The following is a 16,151-nucleotide window of genomic DNA, read 5'->3' as shown; positions in this document are numbered from 1 at the left end:
GTCGGCATCGTCGGCGCCCCAGAGAACGTTCAACGATCCGGTCTCGCTCGAAGACACAAACGTCTCGGAACCGGCCGAACCCGTCGCATCTTCCGTCAGGCTGACCGTTTCGGTCGGATTGATAACCGGCGCGTCGTCGTCGACTGTTACCACAAAGGTCGAGGACGCCGTGTCGCCGTCTCCGTCGGTTGCGGTATACGCGAATGTCAGCTCGATATCATCTTCGGTGTTCTGTTCCGGATGATCGAGATTATCCACCAGGGTGAAGTCATAGCTGCCGTTGTTCTCATCGGACAAGGTCGCAAAAAACACAACGCTGCTGTCAGAGCTCGCAGACGGTTCGGTGTTTCCGGTGTAACCGACCAGCGTTCCATCTCCCAGAACGGCAATCGACACATCGTTGCCGTTCGATGACAGCCCGGTCAGCCCCGGCTGATTGTCGGAGAACTCCACCGATCTGTCGCCGATGCCACCACCCGATGTCGGATTGGCATTGTCTGCACCCCAGCTGATCCCCAGTTCACCACTCGAGGTCACAGCGGCACCGGCAAGATCGCCGTCGTATCCAGTGTCGACGTTTTCGCCGACCAGCCCTTCTTCGTCTACGGAAGTCGGATCTGTGGCGCCAATTTCCACGTCATCATCTGCAATCGTGACCTGGAAAACCGTGCCGACGGAATCGCCATCCGTGTCAGTGGCGGTAATGCTGAACGAAATAGGAATTTCATCGTCGAATTCCGCTCCAAGGTTGTCCAGATTACCTTCGAGGGAGAATGTGTATTCCGCACCGGAGGCGCCTCCGGCGAACACGTTGGGGACGATGTCGAGCGTCACCGTAAAGACGACTTCTCCGGTTCCTTCCTTCGCGGCCGTAAGCGTCTGCCCACCATCCGAATTCGACACAATCGAGTAGGTGAGTGCTACACCGTCCGAGGACAGATCCAGCGGCGAGCCTGCAGAATCAAGAGGAACACCTGCACCATTCGTATCGAAGGTCAGGGTTGGAGACGGGCCGGCATTTTCGCCGAAATTGATTCCGAGACTGCCAGTTGCCACGAGGGGCCCCTGCCCGGCTTCATTGCCGTCAGTGAGATGGCCTTCATCGAGAGCACCGTTCTCCGCCGCAGATACCACTGTCGGAACGGTATCAACTTCACCATCGGCAAATTCGTTGCTCGCTCCACCCTGATTGCCAGGGCCTTCCCCATTCAGCAGATCGAAGACGTCAAGACCAGGACCGAGCTCCCCGATTTCGGCATCCTGAAAGTCCTGTCCGGAGCCCTGAGGACCACCCAACGCGGTGGCCAGGTTGCTGGTTTCCCCGGCAGCCGTCTGGACTTCATCGGCAACCTGAAGATTTGCGACCGAAATGAACTGGTCGATGGAAATCGTCTCGCCGTCAAAAACAATAGCGACCTGGCCGGCACCGTCGCCGGAGAAAAACCCATTCACGATGATCGAGCCGCCATTGGCAAAGATCATCTGCAAGCTGCCGTCTATCTGAAAAAACGAAATGTTCTCGTTCAGAATATTCCGGAAATCCACCAGCTGTCCGGGGAACCTGGTTTCGGCAAGAGAAACATCCGCCTCAGGTTGAGAAAGCACAAGCGGCAGAGGCGTATTTCCATTGCCTCCGTTGCTTCCAGAATTGGCCGGGGTGGTAGCTTGCGCAATCCGAACAAAATCATTCATGTCAAAACACTCGGTACTTTTTCGGTCACATTTACATAAAATCTCACTCGTACGTTTACAGATTTTTCACCATCCATAAAACCCAAAGTTTCATTAACTTTATTAAAGGTAAACGCCTGACCGAATTGAGGTATTCAGAACCCCAACAATACCGCCGATTTCAGACAAGCAGGAGTAATACAACCCGTGAATTGTATCAAAATGAGACAAATAGGGAAGTGAACAGGAAATCTTTAGAGACCCGACCAGCAATTCGCGAAGACAAAAGTAAACCAGCAGCGACACTACGTGAAATCTCGATTTCGCGCGAGATTGAGGGCAAAATCATTGGCAACTTTACGTATGAATGATAGTAATTTTAACAGTGAGAAATAATTAATTGATAAACTTACTTACTATACTTCGAATATGTAAAAATATGAATATTTGTCAAACACTACACAACTAACAAGACAATTTAAAAACTTAACAAAGAACAAATCAGAAAACGTTTTCTGTATTCACAGACAAAAGACTCCGTGTGAACGAGCCACCAACAAAGTAATACATAAACTTAGCAAACCGAACAGCGAAATATCATAAAAATCGCTCGAAACCCTAGAAACTTCGCCAAATTGGTGCAAAAATTTTCACTTCCCTTGAGAAAGAAGTTAACACACTCAAGAGAAAAACACTGCGAATCACGATTTTTTCATCGTGCCAGAAACAAAATACCGGCATCCTTCTACGTCGATTTTCAGAAACAAAACGACAAAGACCTGTTGCATTAGCCTTTCGTGAAGGCTGAAATCTTTTTCCTGACCTTGTTGAGGTACAGCTCTCTGCTGGACTGGGTCGAAGTATCCATCTTGTAATGGGCCAGAAACAGCGTCTTGCATCCTGGCTTTGCAAGATACCTGATCCCTCTCAGAATGATTTTCCGCCCGGGCTCTCCGATCAGTTTCGATATCCACCAACTGGCACCGCAGGTCGTCACGATGGCGATGTGCGAGATGTTGTGCATCTTCGGCTGCATGGGTGTTGTTTCCGTTGGCATTTCAAAGGTTTCATGCGGAACCCAAACGCGCTCCAACCACCCTTTAAGCATTGCCGGCTGACTGAACCACCAGGTTGGATAGACAAAAACCAGAGCCTCGCACCATTTGATGTCCTCCAGGTCGTCAGAAATCGGAACGGTGTTCAGTTGTGGCGTATGATATCCCCGCCGCTCTTCCGCGCTCATGACGGGATTAAATTCTCGCGCATACAAATCGGTCAACCGAACTTCGTGACCGCTTGCTTCAAGGGTCTCCACCACGGCCTTGCAGATCGCCGCATTGTAACTTTCCTGACAGGGATGACTAAAAACAACGAGTACCCGCATACGGCAAGCCTTTGGTTATACTGAGCATTCAAAGAAAATGGCGATCTCGCGCCGGCACAAGCTTAGAGCTCATGCCTGCTGCAGACCGGGAAACAGAAACAGGTGTCCGCTCGAAAAATCGTATTCCGGATGCTCCCAGGCGATCATTTTGCCGGGATTGAGGAGCCCCTTTGGATCGGCGCGCTTCTTGAACGCGAGTTGAACTTCATCTGTTTGCTTCATTCCACCTTCTTCAAGCGTGTATCTGTGCGGATTGAAGATCGGGCAGCCATTGTCTTCATGAAGACGGATGATTTCGTTCAGTCGTTCTTCCGTTGAATAACGAACAATCGGCAATCCAAAGCAGGTGATGTTGCCGTCGAAGCGAACAAACTCCAGGTGCCCGGGCAGCTCATCTCCGAACATCTCATGCAACTTGCGCACAAGTTCCACCTGGTCAGGAAACGGATAAAGCACCTGCAGATAGGTGATCGTCGGATCGACTCTCAGCCCCCTCAGCGTCGTATGGTTCCAGGACAGTTCGTAAGCTGGCGGAAGCCTCTTTCTATCCTCTTCCGACGCTTTGTCCGAACGGTAGAGCACCTCGCCCTTCCCTCGTCGTTGCGTGAACGCGACAAACGCATCCATCGCAAAGGGGGCTACCATAAGAACGGCAACCGACTGGTCCTTGCGGATGAATTTCTGGTGTCTGAGGAAGTAGTCGTGTGGAACGGGGGCGGCAATTGGCGCCACATTTTTCAGAAGCAAACCATCCAGATTTGCCAGCTCGTTGGAATAGGCCACGGCGTCCATGAAATCGTCAAAGCCGACCAGCACATCCACCCAGTCGTAGCTGGCCGTCAAAGGCATTTCCACTTCCGTGATAATGCCGTTGGTTCCATAGGCATGCATCACCTTCTGCAGGTCATATCCTGACAGTTCCAGAACCTGTGGTTCGGCCTCCATTGTCAGGATGCGCAACCTGATCACATTACCGAGGTCCCTCAGGCCGCCCCAGTTGATCGATCCAACGCCCCCCGAACCGCCGGCGATGAACCCGCCAATCGTTGCCGTTCGATGCGTGGAAGGATGCATCCTCAGTTCCTGGCCGGAATGAAACTTCGTAGCCGTATCGATATCCGACAAGATTGCCCCGGCTTCGGCAACAACAGACCCGTTTGTAATTTGCTTGATGGCGTTCATCTCGGCCAGATTGAGCACAACGCCGCCTGATAGAGGCATCGCCTGACCATAGTTGCCAGTCCCTGCCCCGCGCGTTGTCACCGGAATGCCGGCCGCATAGCATGCTTTCAGAACGCGGACGATTTCATCTTCCGACCTGGGCGTAACAACCAGGTCTGCGGTCACATTCTCGAGCTTTTCCTTCAGAACCGGCGAATACCAGTAAAAGTCGCGGCTTTTCTGCTTCACGATCTGCGGATTGTCCTCAATCTGCAGGCCCTCGAGTTCGGCCTTCAACGTGGCAATGGCGCTCATGGTCGGACCTGCCCTTTCTGCATGAGGTGATCTAGTTCCCGGTAGTCCGGCAACGCCCGATCGATGCTGTATCCGTTTCTGATGACGTCACGCGGTCCTGCGGGGCGAGACAGAAGCTCGTTCCAGGCCCTGGCACGGAACAGGATCAGATTGGCAGCGCAACCGGGTGTCAGACTTCCATGCTCGACATTCATTAGCGATGCAGGGGTCGTGGTGATGCATCTAATCCAGTCGGCTATGGGATGATCCAACTGCAAGATCCGCGTTGCCTGCGTGTAGACCTCGATCAGATCGAGATCGCCATAGGCATAAAACGGATCCCTGGTGTTGTCCGAGGCAACAGCAACCTTGATGCCTCGCGCACGCATTTCGTGAAGAAGCGTGACTCCCCTGCGGCGCGGCGTGCGCCCTGCCTGGCGATCCTGAAGGTACATGTTGCACATCGGAAGGGTGACGACAGCAATCTCCGCCTGGGCAAGCAGATCCAGGGTTCGGTCGACCTCGGCATCTTCATGCATCGACAGGGAACAACAATGACCGCAGACGATCTTTCCTTCGTATCCCAGCCTGAGTGCGGTCTCGGCGATGTGGCGCAGCGTGACGGCCGAGGGATCCAGCGTCTCATCGACATGAAAGTCCAGATCCAGTCCACGATCCATCGCCACCCTGAAGACACTTTCCAGGTGCCGGTCGAGATCGTCGACCATGTAAGTCACGGCTCCCATCACACCACCGGCCGCTGCAACGCGGTCGGCCACGGGCTCCAGATAAGCCTCATCGGTCAGCAGTCTGTCGATTCCGAAAAGACAGACAGCCTGCAGATCTATCCGCCCTTTCCACTCCTGCCGGATTTCCTCAAAAAGAGGCCAGCTGATTGTTTCCTGGGGCGGCACGCTGTCGAGATGGGTGCGAATGGCTGACGTGCCATGAGCAAAAGCGGACTTGAGGGAAAACTCCATGCGGGCCCGCACATCGTCTGCCGACCAGTTAGCTTCCCTGTCGTCCCCGACAGCCTCCAGAGCTCCCATGAAAGATCCGTCCGGATTCGGTTTTCGCGGCCAGATTTGCCCCTTGTCCAGATGAGTGTGCAGGTCGACGAGTGTTGGCAGTACCATGCCGCCATCAAGATCAACGATGTTGCGGGCGTTCGACAGGGTTCCTGCCGGAGCTATCCGGGCAAGCTTGCCGGCCTCGATCTCCATATCAACCCGGAGCAACTCACCCGAAGCTCCCTCCGAATGACCGGTAAGCAAGCAGGAAGGCACGGTAGCATTGCCGAGAAGCCCCGAACCCTTCAAAGGATCTGTGAGAACCTCTGCCATTTACGCCTCCCGCTTCAGGGCACTTTCGTGCCACTTGCGCAGGATCAGGTGTGACAGAAGGTTGGTGGTCAGGAAGATCAGAATACCTGTGGCAGAGATCAACGCCAGTGCGGCAAACATGCGCGGCATGTTGAGCCGATAGCTAGATTCCAGGATCTGGTTCGCCAGACCGGATCCCGAACCAGCCGTTCCGGCCACGAATTCAGCGACAATCGCACCAATCAGCGAGAGCCCACCGGCAATCTTCAGCCCCCCGAGAAAGTACGGCATGGCGGCCGGCAGACGAAGATACCGCAATGTCTGCCAGCGGCTCGCACCGTAGAGCCGAAACAGGCTCTGAAGATTGTGATCAGCAGAATTCAGCCCCAGCGTCGTATTTGAGAGGATCGGAAAAAACGCGACGATCCAGGCACAGATCAACAGACCGGCTGCGACGGAATCCACATAGATCAGGATCAGCGGTGCGATCGCGATTACAGGTGTCACCTGAAGTATGACCGCGTAGGGAAAGAAAGAAATTTCGATCCATTTGGACTGCGTGAACAGAACCGCCAGACCCAACCCTCCGAATGTCGCCAAGGCCAGCGCGCCGAATGTGATTTTCAAGGTGTTGCCCAGCGCGGAGGCAAGGATGCTCCAGTCTTCCATAAGTGTGTGAAAAACCAGCCCGGGTCGCGGAAGAATGTAATGTGCAATCTCGTTCCAGACGCAAAGACGATCCCAAAGATAGACCGAGAGCGTCAGGATGACGACCGGCAAGATCCACCTGCCTACTTTCTCTATCCGAACCGCCCTGGCGCGCCGAATTTCCTCCCTGTCGAGAGGAACCGCCTGCCCGCTTCGGTCAAGCGCCTGCTTGTCGGCAATTGCCACTGTCATGTCAGTCTCCCTGTCCGCGACAGGGCGCTGGATCATAGATGATCACCGGCCCCCATCGCCGAATGCAATGCTTTGGAAACATCCCGGCAAAATCCGGAATAAACAGAAGATGTTCGAAAATTCTCGTCGCGCGGATATGGCGCATCGATCGCCATGTCGTTCACGACTCGCCCCGGCCGGGCGGCCATTACGACAATCCTGTTGGAAAGATAGACGGATTCAAAAACCGAATGGGTCACGAATACGACCGTCCAGCCGAAGGTCTCCCAAAGTTTCAGAAGGTCGTTATTCAGCTTGAACCGCGTTATTTCGTCGAGCGCCGCAAACGGTTCGTCCATCAGCAGGATTTTCGGCCGGGTGATCAGGGCACGCGCAATGGAAACACGCATCTTCATTCCGCCCGACAATTCCCGCGGATAGCTTTGCGCGAACTGCTCCAGGCCGACCATCTGCAATGCTTCCATGACCCGGTCATGCGCCGCCTTTTTAGACACGCCTTTCAAACGCAATGGCAGCCAGACATTGCCGAAAACCGTGGTCCACGGCATCAAGGTCGGTTCCTGAAACACGAAACTCAATTCGTGGTCCATGTGTCTGCCGGTCTCCTGCGGCCACTCGACCCTGCCTGAAGTCGGACTGACAAGATTTGTGATGATGCGCAGCGCAGTTGACTTGCCGCAGCCAGACGGCCCCAGAAGAGAGACGAACTCCCCCTCGCGGATATCGAGCGACAGGTCGTTGAGCGCCACTGTCCCGTTCGAAAACGTCTTGCAGATGCCGTTCAGGGAGACAATGGCGGAGCGCTCCGCCGGAGTGTTTAGCATGTTGTTTTGTACCATGGCCGTCATTGAATCACCGTCCGGCCATGGTTGCATTTTTTCTGCACATCACGAAGCTGTCCCGACCTATTTGCCTTCCAGCTTCTTCTTCAGGTCGAGACCGACACCCTTGTTCACGAACTGAAGCGTGTAGGATTTCGTGTAGTCGACGTCGCTGTTTACCACTCCGGCCGCGACCATCTTTTCGAAGAAGGACTTGTTGCGCTCATCGCTCATGGCACCGATGCCGAGTGTCAGTGCTTCACCGCTGTCGACAATGCCGAATTCCCTTAGCTTGTTGATGGAAAACTCCAATTGACCGTCGGACATGCCCGGGTTGTCTTTCTTGATCATTTCCAACGCTTTGGAATTGTCACCGTAAAGGAAATTGACCCATCCGATCGCGGACCCGTCGACGAAGCATTGAACGATTTCCGGCTTCTTCTCGACAAGCTCGAGGGTTGTCTCAACCGTCGTGGAATAGGTGTCGTAGCCGTAGTCGGCAATCAGGAAAATGTTCGGTTCGAAGCCACCCTCCGTTTCAATGGCGTATGGCTCTGAGGTCACGTAGCCCTGCTGGCCGATCCGCTTGTCGGCCAGAAACGGCGCGGAGTTGTAGGTGTAGGGCCGCACCTGCTCATCAGTGAATCCGTATTCTGATTTCATCCATTGATAAAAGGAGTTCAGACCGCCCTTGCCGATCAGCAGATTGATGCTTTTCAGGCTGTCCCAGGTATCCAGCCCCTGATCAGGATGGGTCATGAGAATCTGGGGCTCTTTTTGAAAATGAGCCGCGACGACGGTTGTCGGAATGCCCTGCTCTATGGCGGAAAAGGCCTGCAGCATGTTTCCACCCATGAGGAAGTCGATCTTTCCGACAGGCAGAAGGATGCGGTTGTTCGCCTGAGGTCCACCCGGCTTGATTTCGACTTCGATCCCACAATCTTCGTAGGTTCCGTCGGCAACGGCCTGGTAGTAGCCGCCATGCTCGGCCTGGGCGACCCAGTTGGTGCCGAAGGTGACCTTTTCCAGCGCATGCGCACTCGTCGACGCCATCAGTAGAAGTGATGCAATTCCGATTTTCCTAGAAAGTTCCATCATTCCGCCTTCCCCTTTTTCATCGAGCACCGCGCAGGTCAATCTGCCCACAACGGGCCGAATGCTCTGCCGCTGTGCCTTCAAGAGGCCCTAAGAGCGGAACAGCAAAGTGAGCCAAGGTTCCCGACCGCCGGCTCGCTTAGACATGTTGCCTGCGATTGATGCCGCACGCAACAATTGAAGATTTACACATCGGCCCTGCCATGTCAGCATAAAAAGTAGTCATGACTACATTTTCAGCAACAGCGAGAATTTTGCGCAACGACGCAAATCACCCAAGGCCTCAGCACCGATCAGACATACGCACCTTTCAAGACAGGATTGTGAATTTTGACGAGAACACACACTCCAAACGACATTCGCGCACCCTTTGCCAGATACAGTCATGCTGTAGAGGTCCCCCCGGGGCACCGGCTCCTTGTGGTTTCGGGACAGCTTGGCATATCGCCCCAGGACAAGGTTCCGGCCGACATCGTAGGCCAGACAAGGCAGTGCTTTGAAAATGTAAAAGCCATTCTGCACGACGCAGGCATGAAACTGAGCGACATTGTGCGGATCAACGCCTTTGTTACGGACCGTCGCTACCTTCAGGGCTACATGAAAACGCGCGATGAGTTTATCGCTTCGCCGCCACCCGCTTCGACACTCATGATCGTCTCCGGCTTCGCCAGGGAAGAGTTTCTGGTTGAAATCGAAGTTCTGGCTTCAGCCGATTAAAATATATTATTCTCAATTCATTGAAGAGGTTTTCTCATGAAGAAGATTAAGTTGCCAAAAACCTTTTGGCACGAAATGACGACGACCGACTTCACCGAGCCATCGACAAAGGACTGGATCGCGGTTCTGCCGGTAGCTGCAATCGAACAGCACGGGCCCCACCTGCCTGTTTTTACCGACACCGCAATCGCCGAAGGACAGATCCGGCGTGTCGTGGAGCTCTTGCCGGAAGACTTGCCTGCAACCTTCCTGCCGGTTCAGGCGGTCGGCAAATCCAATGAACACATCTGTTCACCCGGCACGCTCACCCTCACCTGGGAAACGGCAATCAAGGCATGGCTGGAAATCGGTGAAAGCGTTGCGCGTGCAGGTATTCGCAAGATCGTCCTGATGAACTCGCATGGCGGCAACGTACCGATGGTCGATATCGTCACCCGCGAACTGCGCGTCCGGCACAACATGCTGGCGGTCGGATCGGCCTGGGCCCGGTTCGGTCAGCCTGATGACGTTTTCTCGGATCACGAATTGACCTTCGGCATCCATGGCGGCGATGTCGAAACGTCGATCATGCTACACCTGTTCCCCGATCTTGTGCGCATGGACAAAGCGAAAGATTTCAAATCCACGCAAGAGACGTTCGTTGAGAACTTTCAACACTTGCGGGCACACGGTCCACATCAGTTCGGCTGGAAGGCACAGGACCTCAACGCGGCGGGAACGGTTGGCAATGCGTCGATTGCGACGGCAGAGAAGGGTAAGAGATCTCTCGATCATGCCGCATTCGGCTTCATCGAATTGCTCAGAGACATACACGCCTTCGACCTGAAGAGGCTCTCGCAGGACAATTGACATTGCCCCGTCAGAGCGGCAGACATCGAAACCTTCTTTTCAGGAACAACACAAAGGCACGCATGACCGGGAAACCGCGTTATCAGGACGTAGTCAATAAGCTGGCTTTGCTGGATCGTCTGATTGAGTTTGCTCCGGTCATAATCGGCACACCTCCGCTCGAAATTGCCATCGACACAAGCGATATCGATATTGCGTGCTCGTCATCCGACTTGAGCCATTTCAGTGATGTCGTGAGGCTTCAGTTTGGTGGATTTGAAGAGTTCCACGTTCGCTCGGTCGACCATCTCTCCCACCCGGCAGTCGTGGCTTCGTTTTTTGCCATGGACTGGCAGATTGAATTGTTCTGCCAGGCATTAAAAACGGACGATCAATGGGGCGTGCGGCACTTTCGTGTTGAGCAGAGAGTTCTGGCAATCGAGCCGGGCCTGCGCGACGAGGTCCTCAAACTCAGGCAACAGGGATTGAAGACAGAGCCGGCCTTCGCACGCCTTCTTGACCTGAAAGGCGATCCATATGAAGCGATGCTCGACCTGGGAGATAAATCCGACAAGGAGCTGCGGGAAATCATCAACCGCCGACACCAATAGGATCCGAGGGCCGGAATGCTGATGTTCAATGAAGGCTGCTAATGCTTGTAGCGATTTGGTGCGGGCGACGGGACTCGAACCCGTACAGCCTAGGGCCGAGGGATTTTAAGTCCCTTGTGTCTACCAGTTCCACCACGCCCGCTTGTTCCTTTCACCTAGCTGCCTTGGAAAAAATTCGCAAGCACGGCTGACCAGAAATCAGGACAGTTCGGGGAAGTTTCCACTTCATCGTCATTTTGCGCCAACTGGAACTGGAAATTGGCGCCGCCGGACGGTATGTCATCAGATAAGCAAATAGAAATTCACTGCGCCCGCCTCCCTGCGACTTTGCGGAGGTTGCGGCACCCAAGCGTGAGACACGGTACCCCATGGTCAGCTATATCGATGCCGCTGAAGCCCCGTTGAAGAATACAGGACAGGTTCGCCTCTACGGCCCTGACGATTTCGAGGGCATGATGCGCGCAGGACAGTTGACAGCCGCCTGCCTCGATGAACTGGCCGACATCGTCAAGCCAGGAACGACCACGCAGGAAATCGACGACTTCGTCTATCAGTATGGCATGGATCACAATGCAATCCCGGCAACGCTGAACTATCGCGGTTACACCAAATCGAGCTGCACCTCGATCAACCATGTCGTTTGCCACGGCATTCCCAATAACAAGGCCCTGAAGGAAGGCGACATCGTCAATATCGACGTTACCTTCATTCTTGACGGCTGGCACGGCGACAGCAGCCGCATGTATCCGGTCGGCAAGCTGAAAAGGGCTGCGGAACGGCTGATCGACGTCACGTACGAATCTCTCATGCGCGGGATCGAAGCCGCAAAACCCGGCAACACGACGGGTGATATCGGCGCTGCGATCCAGACCTATGTCGAGGCGCAGCGTTGCTCCGTGGTGCGCGACTTCTGCGGCCACGGGCTGGGGTTATTGTTCCACGACACGCCCAACATTCTTCATTACGGTCGACCGGGCGAAGGCGTTGAACTGAAGCCAGGCATGATTTTCACCATCGAGCCGATGGTCAATCTGGGCCGGCCGCACGTGAAGGTGCTGAGCGACGGTTGGACAGCCGTGACCCGTGACAGATCGCTATCGGCACAGTTTGAACACTCCATCGGCATAACACCGGACGGATGCCAGATCTTTACCACCTCCCCCAATGGCATTCACAAGCCGGGACGCTCAACCGACTAGGAATTTCATGAAGGATCCAGAGCCAGGCTCCTCGGACAAGTCTGATGCCTCAGGTCACAAGGGGCACCGGCAAAGATTGCGGGAACGGTTCCGTAAAACCGGTGAGCAAGGCCTCGCCGACTACGAGCTTCTGGAGTTTTTGTTATTTTCCGCCCTTCCCCGGCAAGACACGAAGCCGATTGCAAAGGCACTCCTGCAGCGCTTCGGTTCGTTTTCCGCCGCTTTGGCAGCGCCAAGGGAGCGTTTGAAGGAAGTCACGGGATTATCGGATATCAGCGTCGACACTCTGAAGGCTGTTCACGCGGCAATCATCCGATACCACCGTTCGGAACTCAATGAGCGCAGGCTGCTGGATTCCTGGTCCAAGGTGATCAGTTATCTCCAGGCTTCGATGGAATTGTCTACCGTCGAGCAATTCCGAATACTGTTCCTGGACAAGAAAAACGGACTGATTGCCGACGAGGTCCAGCAAACAGGCACCGTCGATCACACGCCCGTTTACCCGCGCGAAGTCATTCGCCGCGCTCTGGAACACTCTGCCACGGCCCTCATTCTGGTTCACAACCACCCTTCTGGTGATCCAACTCCCTCCCGTGCCGATATTCAGATGACGCAAAAGATCATTGAAGTTGCCGAACCCCTGGGGATCGAAGTTCACGATCACATCATCGTTGGACTGAGGACAAATGTCAGTTTCCGCGGAATGCAATTGATCTGACCTTCGCAAAGATCAAGTTGCAGCCGTCTAACAGCGCAGATCACCGAAGTATCAAAACCCCTGCCGCTGCGAGACCGCATTTCAATTTACCCTTATTTTACTAAGATCTTGCGGGTTTCTTTAACCAGCACATGCGATACTCGGCTCAAATCAACTGAGCCCGTGTATGTACAATTCGACTAAAAACTCCGGCGGATATATTGCCAACACGATCGTCGTGCCGATGATCGCTGTGGTGCTTGTCTCCGTGGTCGGAATTTTTGGTGTCATGCACTGGAGTGCCCGTATTTCGGACGAAAGCGCGGCGCATTCTCAGTATCGTCTCATCGACGGCGCTCTCCAGCTGATGCAAAACTACATGGTGAAGCAGCAGACCGGCGTCGTGATCTGGGATGAGGCCTTTGTTGAAGTGAATGATCCAGACCCGGATGAGGGATGGATTTTCAACAACATGATGCACTGGCTGTTTCAAAACCACGGCTTCTCGAAATCCATCCTTGTTAACCGTGACCTGGAAGTGCAGCAGGCCTATGCCCAGGACTACACGATCAAGTGGCTATCAGAGGATCTCCTGGAAGAACTGACACCTGTCGTGAAGCGTGTTCGGGCGCGTTACATCATCTCGTTCAAGAAGACACCGTCGGGACTGTACAGTTTCGTTCCGCAAAGCAGCAATTCCCGCCAGGCCATCGCCGAAACGGGCATCGTTGCGCTTGCCGGGGACCCTTATCTCTTCAGCGCTGCTGCCGTCATGCCGCAGATCCAGTCTATTTCTCCGATCAGAAAACCACCTGCCGTTCTAATCAGTCTGGTTCCGTTACGAGGAGAAAAACTGAAGGAAATAGCGGAAATGTCGCGCCTTCAGGGTCTGGTTCTGGCCAATCTTCAAAATACTCGGGATGGCGTCGGGCGGTTTGAGTTGCTGTCGCCACAAAAACGGAGCGCAGGTGTTGTCGCCTGGCAAACCAATCAGCCCGGCAGTCAAATGCTCCAGCGTGTCAATCCGTTCCTGGCCCTTGCCGCATTCATGATGGCTGCCGTTGTGATCGCGGTGACCATTTTCACCCGACAGATGACCAAACGCCTTGCCCGGAGTGAAGCAAAGGCCGTTCACGCATCACGCCACGACGCCCTTTCAGGTCTGCCCAACAGGACCCGGTTCCACACCCTTTTGAACGACACATTGCGTGACGGCATCCAGAAGGACACGAAAACCGCTGTCGTCTATATCGATCTCGATCACTTCAAGGACATCAACGACACGCTCGGGCATTCGGCAGGCGACAAGGTGATCGTCGCCGTCGGTGAACGCTTGCGACGTGTCATTCCCGATACCGGGATCGTTGCACGCATCAGCGGCGACGAATTCGCCATGGTCATCCGTGACAGCAAGGACGACGAATGGCTGGAGTACATTCTGGATCAGGTTCAGGATGAGATCAGCCGACCGATCAGGATCGGCAGCCGTGAATTGTTCGCCAGCCTGTCCCTGGGTGTGGCCGTGGCGCCGCGCGATGGCGACGACCCGGACGAACTTCTTCGCAAGGCCGATATCGCGCTTTACGATGCCAAGGCGAATGGTCGCAACAGGCGTTCCTTCTTCGAACCGACCATGGAACACCATGTCCAATCGAAGGACAAAATGTCCCGCGAACTCCGTCTGGCATTGAAAAATGACGAACTGGACCTGGCCTATCAGCCGCAAACGGATACCGATGCCAAACGCATCGTCTCCGTCGAGGCCCTCGCCCGTTGGACCAAGTCTGACGGAACGATAGTTTCCCCCGCGCAATTCATTCCGGTAGCGGAAGAAACCGGCCTCATCAACGATCTTGGTCTTTGGGTCCTGAACAAAGCCTGTGCCAAGGCGCATGATTGGCCGGGCGTGACGGTATCCGTCAACGTTTCTCCCAATCAGTTCAAGCATCCCCGTTTCGTCGAGAAGGTAATGGCAATCCTGGCGGCCAACAATCTTCCACCACAACGGCTCGAGCTTGAAGTCACCGAAAGCGTGTTTGCCGGTCGCAATGACTCCGTCCTTCAGGCGCTGAGCAGATTGAAGAACCTTGGTGTGAAAGTTGCCCTCGATGACTTCGGGTCAGGCTATTCCAGCTTGAGCTATCTGCGCCGGTTCCCTTTCGACACGCTCAAGATCGACCGGGATTTCGTCTCCGACATGAACGGCAATCCGGAAGCGGAAGCCATTCTTGTGTCGATCATCCAGCTGGGCAAAGCCCTCGGCATGACGATTGTCGCGGAAGGAATTGAAACGGCTGAGCAAATCCGTTTCCTGCAAGCTCATCGCTGCCACAGAATGCAGGGGTTCTTTATTTCCAGACCACTGACAGACAAGGCACTGGGCAAGTTCCTTGATGATTTTCACGGAGCCAACAGCACCGGTTTCGGCACGGATCTCAGCTATCAGCCGCTGACGGCCAAAGGCTGACCCGAAATTGCGGGCTTAATCTCAAAGACCCAGCCTCGATCTGATCTTCTCGGAAAAGTCGGAAAAACTGCTGAAGGGCCTTTCCTGCGCGCGCTCAAGCCATGGCGTGTCACGATCAGTTTCGGCGAGTTCCAGGCCGCTCTGACCATAGGACTTTCTCACCATGTCTTCAAACCAGGTCACGTGCTGCTGACGGCGCCGGTGCCCCACCAATCCTGCCTCAACCAAATGAGACTGATGCCTGACGGCATTCGCAACGAGTTCTGTGATACCGGCACCGGTCTGGGCGGAAACCTCCGTCACGGGAATGCTCCAAGAGCGTTCATCGACACTCAGGGAGAGTGCGCCGACAACATCAGATGCTGCTCTTCGGGCCAGTGCCCCCATATCGGCCTTTGTCACCGCCACGATATCGGGCAGTTCCATGATACCGGCCTTCATGAATTGCAGACTGTCGCCGGACCCGGGCTGTACGCACAGAACAACAGTGTCCACGGCCTGCTTCAGATCGCCTTCCGACTGACCAATACCGACGGTTTCGACAATAACCAGATCGCAGACAGCCCGAAGCAGCACGATCGCGGCAACGGCATGGTCGGACAAGCCGCCCAAGCGGTCTCTGGCCGCCATGGAACGAACGAAAACCTGGTCATCCTCCGGATCGGTCTTCAAACGTGTCCGGTCACCAAGAAGAGCTCCTCCGGTTATTGCGGATGACGGGTCCACAGCCAGGACTGCAACCCGTTTTCCATCTTCCCGGTAAGCCTTGATCAACGCGTCCGTCAGGCTGGACTTGCCGACCCCGGGAGGTCCCGTCAAACCCAGAACGTGTCCCCTTTGAAACGCGCAGATACTGTCCAGAAACGTAGCGGTTTCCGCTTCGCCGGCCCGTGTCTCAAGCCGTGTCAGAACACGTCCGAGCAGCCTTTTGCCACCCGCACGCAGTTCTTCCAATTTGGGAAAAGCAACGTTCAATCCTCACTC

The 16,151-nt window shown here is 54.7% G+C and carries 13 protein-coding genes, 1 tRNA gene and 1 pseudogene; 6 read left to right on the top strand and 9 right to left on the bottom strand.

Annotated elements, in window-relative coordinates:
* The 7 genes and pseudogenes from ABLQ08_RS20165 to ABLQ08_RS20135 form a co-directional block, all read right to left on the bottom strand.
* A pseudogene (locus ABLQ08_RS20165) lies at window positions 1–1,692 on the bottom strand (hypothetical protein); the annotation flags it as partial.
* Between the two features lie 766 nt (window positions 1,693–2,458).
* Window positions 2,459–3,055, bottom strand: coding sequence for an NAD(P)H-dependent oxidoreductase (locus ABLQ08_RS20160; protein WP_352945573.1), 597 nt, complete (start codon window positions 3,053–3,055; stop codon window positions 2,459–2,461).
* Window positions 3,056–3,124: 69 nt separating this feature from the next.
* Window positions 3,125–4,531: an FAD-binding oxidoreductase gene (locus tag ABLQ08_RS20155; RefSeq protein ID WP_352945571.1), complete on the bottom strand. Its 1,407-nt coding sequence runs from the start codon at window positions 4,529–4,531 to the stop codon at window positions 3,125–3,127.
* A complete protein-coding gene (locus ABLQ08_RS20150; RefSeq protein ID WP_352945569.1) occupies window positions 4,528–5,853 on the bottom strand; it encodes a cytosine deaminase in 1,326 nt (441 codons plus the stop codon). Before ABLQ08_RS20150 ends, ABLQ08_RS20155 begins: the two co-directional genes overlap by 4 nt.
* A complete protein-coding gene (locus ABLQ08_RS20145; RefSeq protein WP_352945567.1) occupies window positions 5,854–6,732 on the bottom strand; it encodes an ABC transporter permease in 879 nt (292 codons plus the stop codon).
* Window positions 6,733–6,764: 32 nt separating this feature from the next.
* Window positions 6,765–7,571 (bottom strand): ABC transporter ATP-binding protein, encoded by an 807-nt coding sequence (locus tag ABLQ08_RS20140; RefSeq protein ID WP_352945608.1) that lies wholly within the window; start codon window positions 7,569–7,571, stop codon window positions 6,765–6,767.
* A gap of 66 nt (window positions 7,572–7,637) precedes the next feature.
* Complete coding sequence (locus ABLQ08_RS20135; protein WP_352945606.1) at window positions 7,638–8,648, bottom strand: ABC transporter substrate-binding protein; 1,011 nt, start codon at window positions 8,646–8,648, stop codon at window positions 7,638–7,640.
* A 330-nt stretch (window positions 8,649–8,978) separates the two neighbouring features.
* Here ABLQ08_RS20135 and ABLQ08_RS20130 point away from each other — a divergent pair, with 330 nt between their 5' ends.
* From ABLQ08_RS20130 to ABLQ08_RS20120, 3 genes are all read left to right on the top strand, one after another.
* Window positions 8,979–9,365, top strand: a complete 387-nt coding sequence (locus tag ABLQ08_RS20130) for a RidA family protein (RefSeq protein ID WP_352945565.1) — start codon at window positions 8,979–8,981, stop codon at window positions 9,363–9,365.
* 36 nt (window positions 9,366–9,401) lie between these two features.
* Complete coding sequence (locus tag ABLQ08_RS20125; protein ID WP_352945563.1) at window positions 9,402–10,214, top strand: creatininase family protein; 813 nt, start codon at window positions 9,402–9,404, stop codon at window positions 10,212–10,214.
* Between the two features lie 62 nt (window positions 10,215–10,276).
* The gene (locus tag ABLQ08_RS20120) at window positions 10,277–10,804 is read left to right on the top strand and encodes a DUF4269 domain-containing protein (protein WP_352945562.1); all 528 of its coding nucleotides are present in this window, start codon (window positions 10,277–10,279) and stop codon (window positions 10,802–10,804) included.
* A 56-nt stretch (window positions 10,805–10,860) separates the two neighbouring features.
* Here ABLQ08_RS20120 and ABLQ08_RS20115 read toward each other — a convergent pair.
* A tRNA-Leu gene (locus ABLQ08_RS20115) sits at window positions 10,861–10,946 on the bottom strand.
* 226 nt (window positions 10,947–11,172) lie between these two features.
* On the opposite strand from ABLQ08_RS20115, the gene map reads away from it, so the two are divergent.
* The 3 genes from map to ABLQ08_RS20100 all read left to right on the top strand — a co-directional run bounded on the left by map (window position 11,173) and on the right by ABLQ08_RS20100 (window position 15,167).
* Window positions 11,173–12,003: a type I methionyl aminopeptidase gene (gene map / locus ABLQ08_RS20110; protein WP_352945560.1), complete on the top strand. Its 831-nt coding sequence runs from the start codon at window positions 11,173–11,175 to the stop codon at window positions 12,001–12,003.
* Between the two features lie 7 nt (window positions 12,004–12,010).
* A complete protein-coding gene (radC, locus tag ABLQ08_RS20105; RefSeq protein WP_352945558.1) occupies window positions 12,011–12,721 on the top strand; it encodes a RadC family protein in 711 nt (236 codons plus the stop codon).
* Between the two features lie 166 nt (window positions 12,722–12,887).
* Window positions 12,888–15,167, top strand: a complete 2,280-nt coding sequence (locus ABLQ08_RS20100; protein ID WP_352945556.1) for a bifunctional diguanylate cyclase/phosphodiesterase — start codon at window positions 12,888–12,890, stop codon at window positions 15,165–15,167.
* A gap of 21 nt (window positions 15,168–15,188) precedes the next feature.
* Here ABLQ08_RS20100 and meaB read toward each other — a convergent pair whose 3' ends face one another.
* Window positions 15,189–16,142 (bottom strand): methylmalonyl Co-A mutase-associated GTPase MeaB, encoded by a 954-nt coding sequence (gene meaB / locus ABLQ08_RS20095; RefSeq protein WP_352945554.1) that lies wholly within the window; start codon window positions 16,140–16,142, stop codon window positions 15,189–15,191.
* Between the last annotated feature and the right edge of the window lie 9 nt (window positions 16,143–16,151).

Origin of the sequence: Roseibium sp. SCP14 (genome assembly GCF_040329475.1) — a bacterium.
In the GTDB taxonomy this organism is placed as follows: domain Bacteria; phylum Pseudomonadota; class Alphaproteobacteria; order Rhizobiales; family Stappiaceae; genus Roseibium.
Note: the sequence above shows the minus strand (reverse complement) of the source record. Positions and strands in the feature narration are given on the sequence as shown.

Excerpts from the sequence above, each read along its gene's own strand:
- ABLQ08_RS20150 (WP_352945569.1), bottom strand. The coding sequence starts at position 5,853 with ATGGCAGAGGTTCTCACAGATCCTTTGAAGGGTTCGGGGCTTCTCGGC.
- ABLQ08_RS20125 (WP_352945563.1), top strand. The coding sequence starts at position 9,402 with ATGAAGAAGATTAAGTTGCCAAAAACCTTTTGGCACGAAATGACGACG.
- ABLQ08_RS20135 (WP_352945606.1), bottom strand. The coding sequence starts at position 8,648 with ATGGAACTTTCTAGGAAAATCGGAATTGCATCACTTCTACTGATGGCG.
- ABLQ08_RS20120 (WP_352945562.1), top strand. The coding sequence starts at position 10,277 with ATGACCGGGAAACCGCGTTATCAGGACGTAGTCAATAAGCTGGCTTTG.
- ABLQ08_RS20160 (WP_352945573.1), bottom strand. The coding sequence starts at position 3,055 with ATGCGGGTACTCGTTGTTTTTAGTCATCCCTGTCAGGAAAGTTACAAT.
- ABLQ08_RS20145 (WP_352945567.1), bottom strand. The coding sequence starts at position 6,732 with ATGACAGTGGCAATTGCCGACAAGCAGGCGCTTGACCGAAGCGGGCAG.
- ABLQ08_RS20140 (WP_352945608.1), bottom strand. The coding sequence starts at position 7,571 with ATGGTACAAAACAACATGCTAAACACTCCGGCGGAGCGCTCCGCCATT.
- radC (WP_352945558.1), top strand. The coding sequence starts at position 12,011 with ATGAAGGATCCAGAGCCAGGCTCCTCGGACAAGTCTGATGCCTCAGGT.
- ABLQ08_RS20155 (WP_352945571.1), bottom strand. The coding sequence starts at position 4,531 with ATGAGCGCCATTGCCACGTTGAAGGCCGAACTCGAGGGCCTGCAGATT.
- map (WP_352945560.1), top strand. The coding sequence starts at position 11,173 with ATGGTCAGCTATATCGATGCCGCTGAAGCCCCGTTGAAGAATACAGGA.
- ABLQ08_RS20100 (WP_352945556.1), top strand. The coding sequence starts at position 12,888 with ATGTACAATTCGACTAAAAACTCCGGCGGATATATTGCCAACACGATC.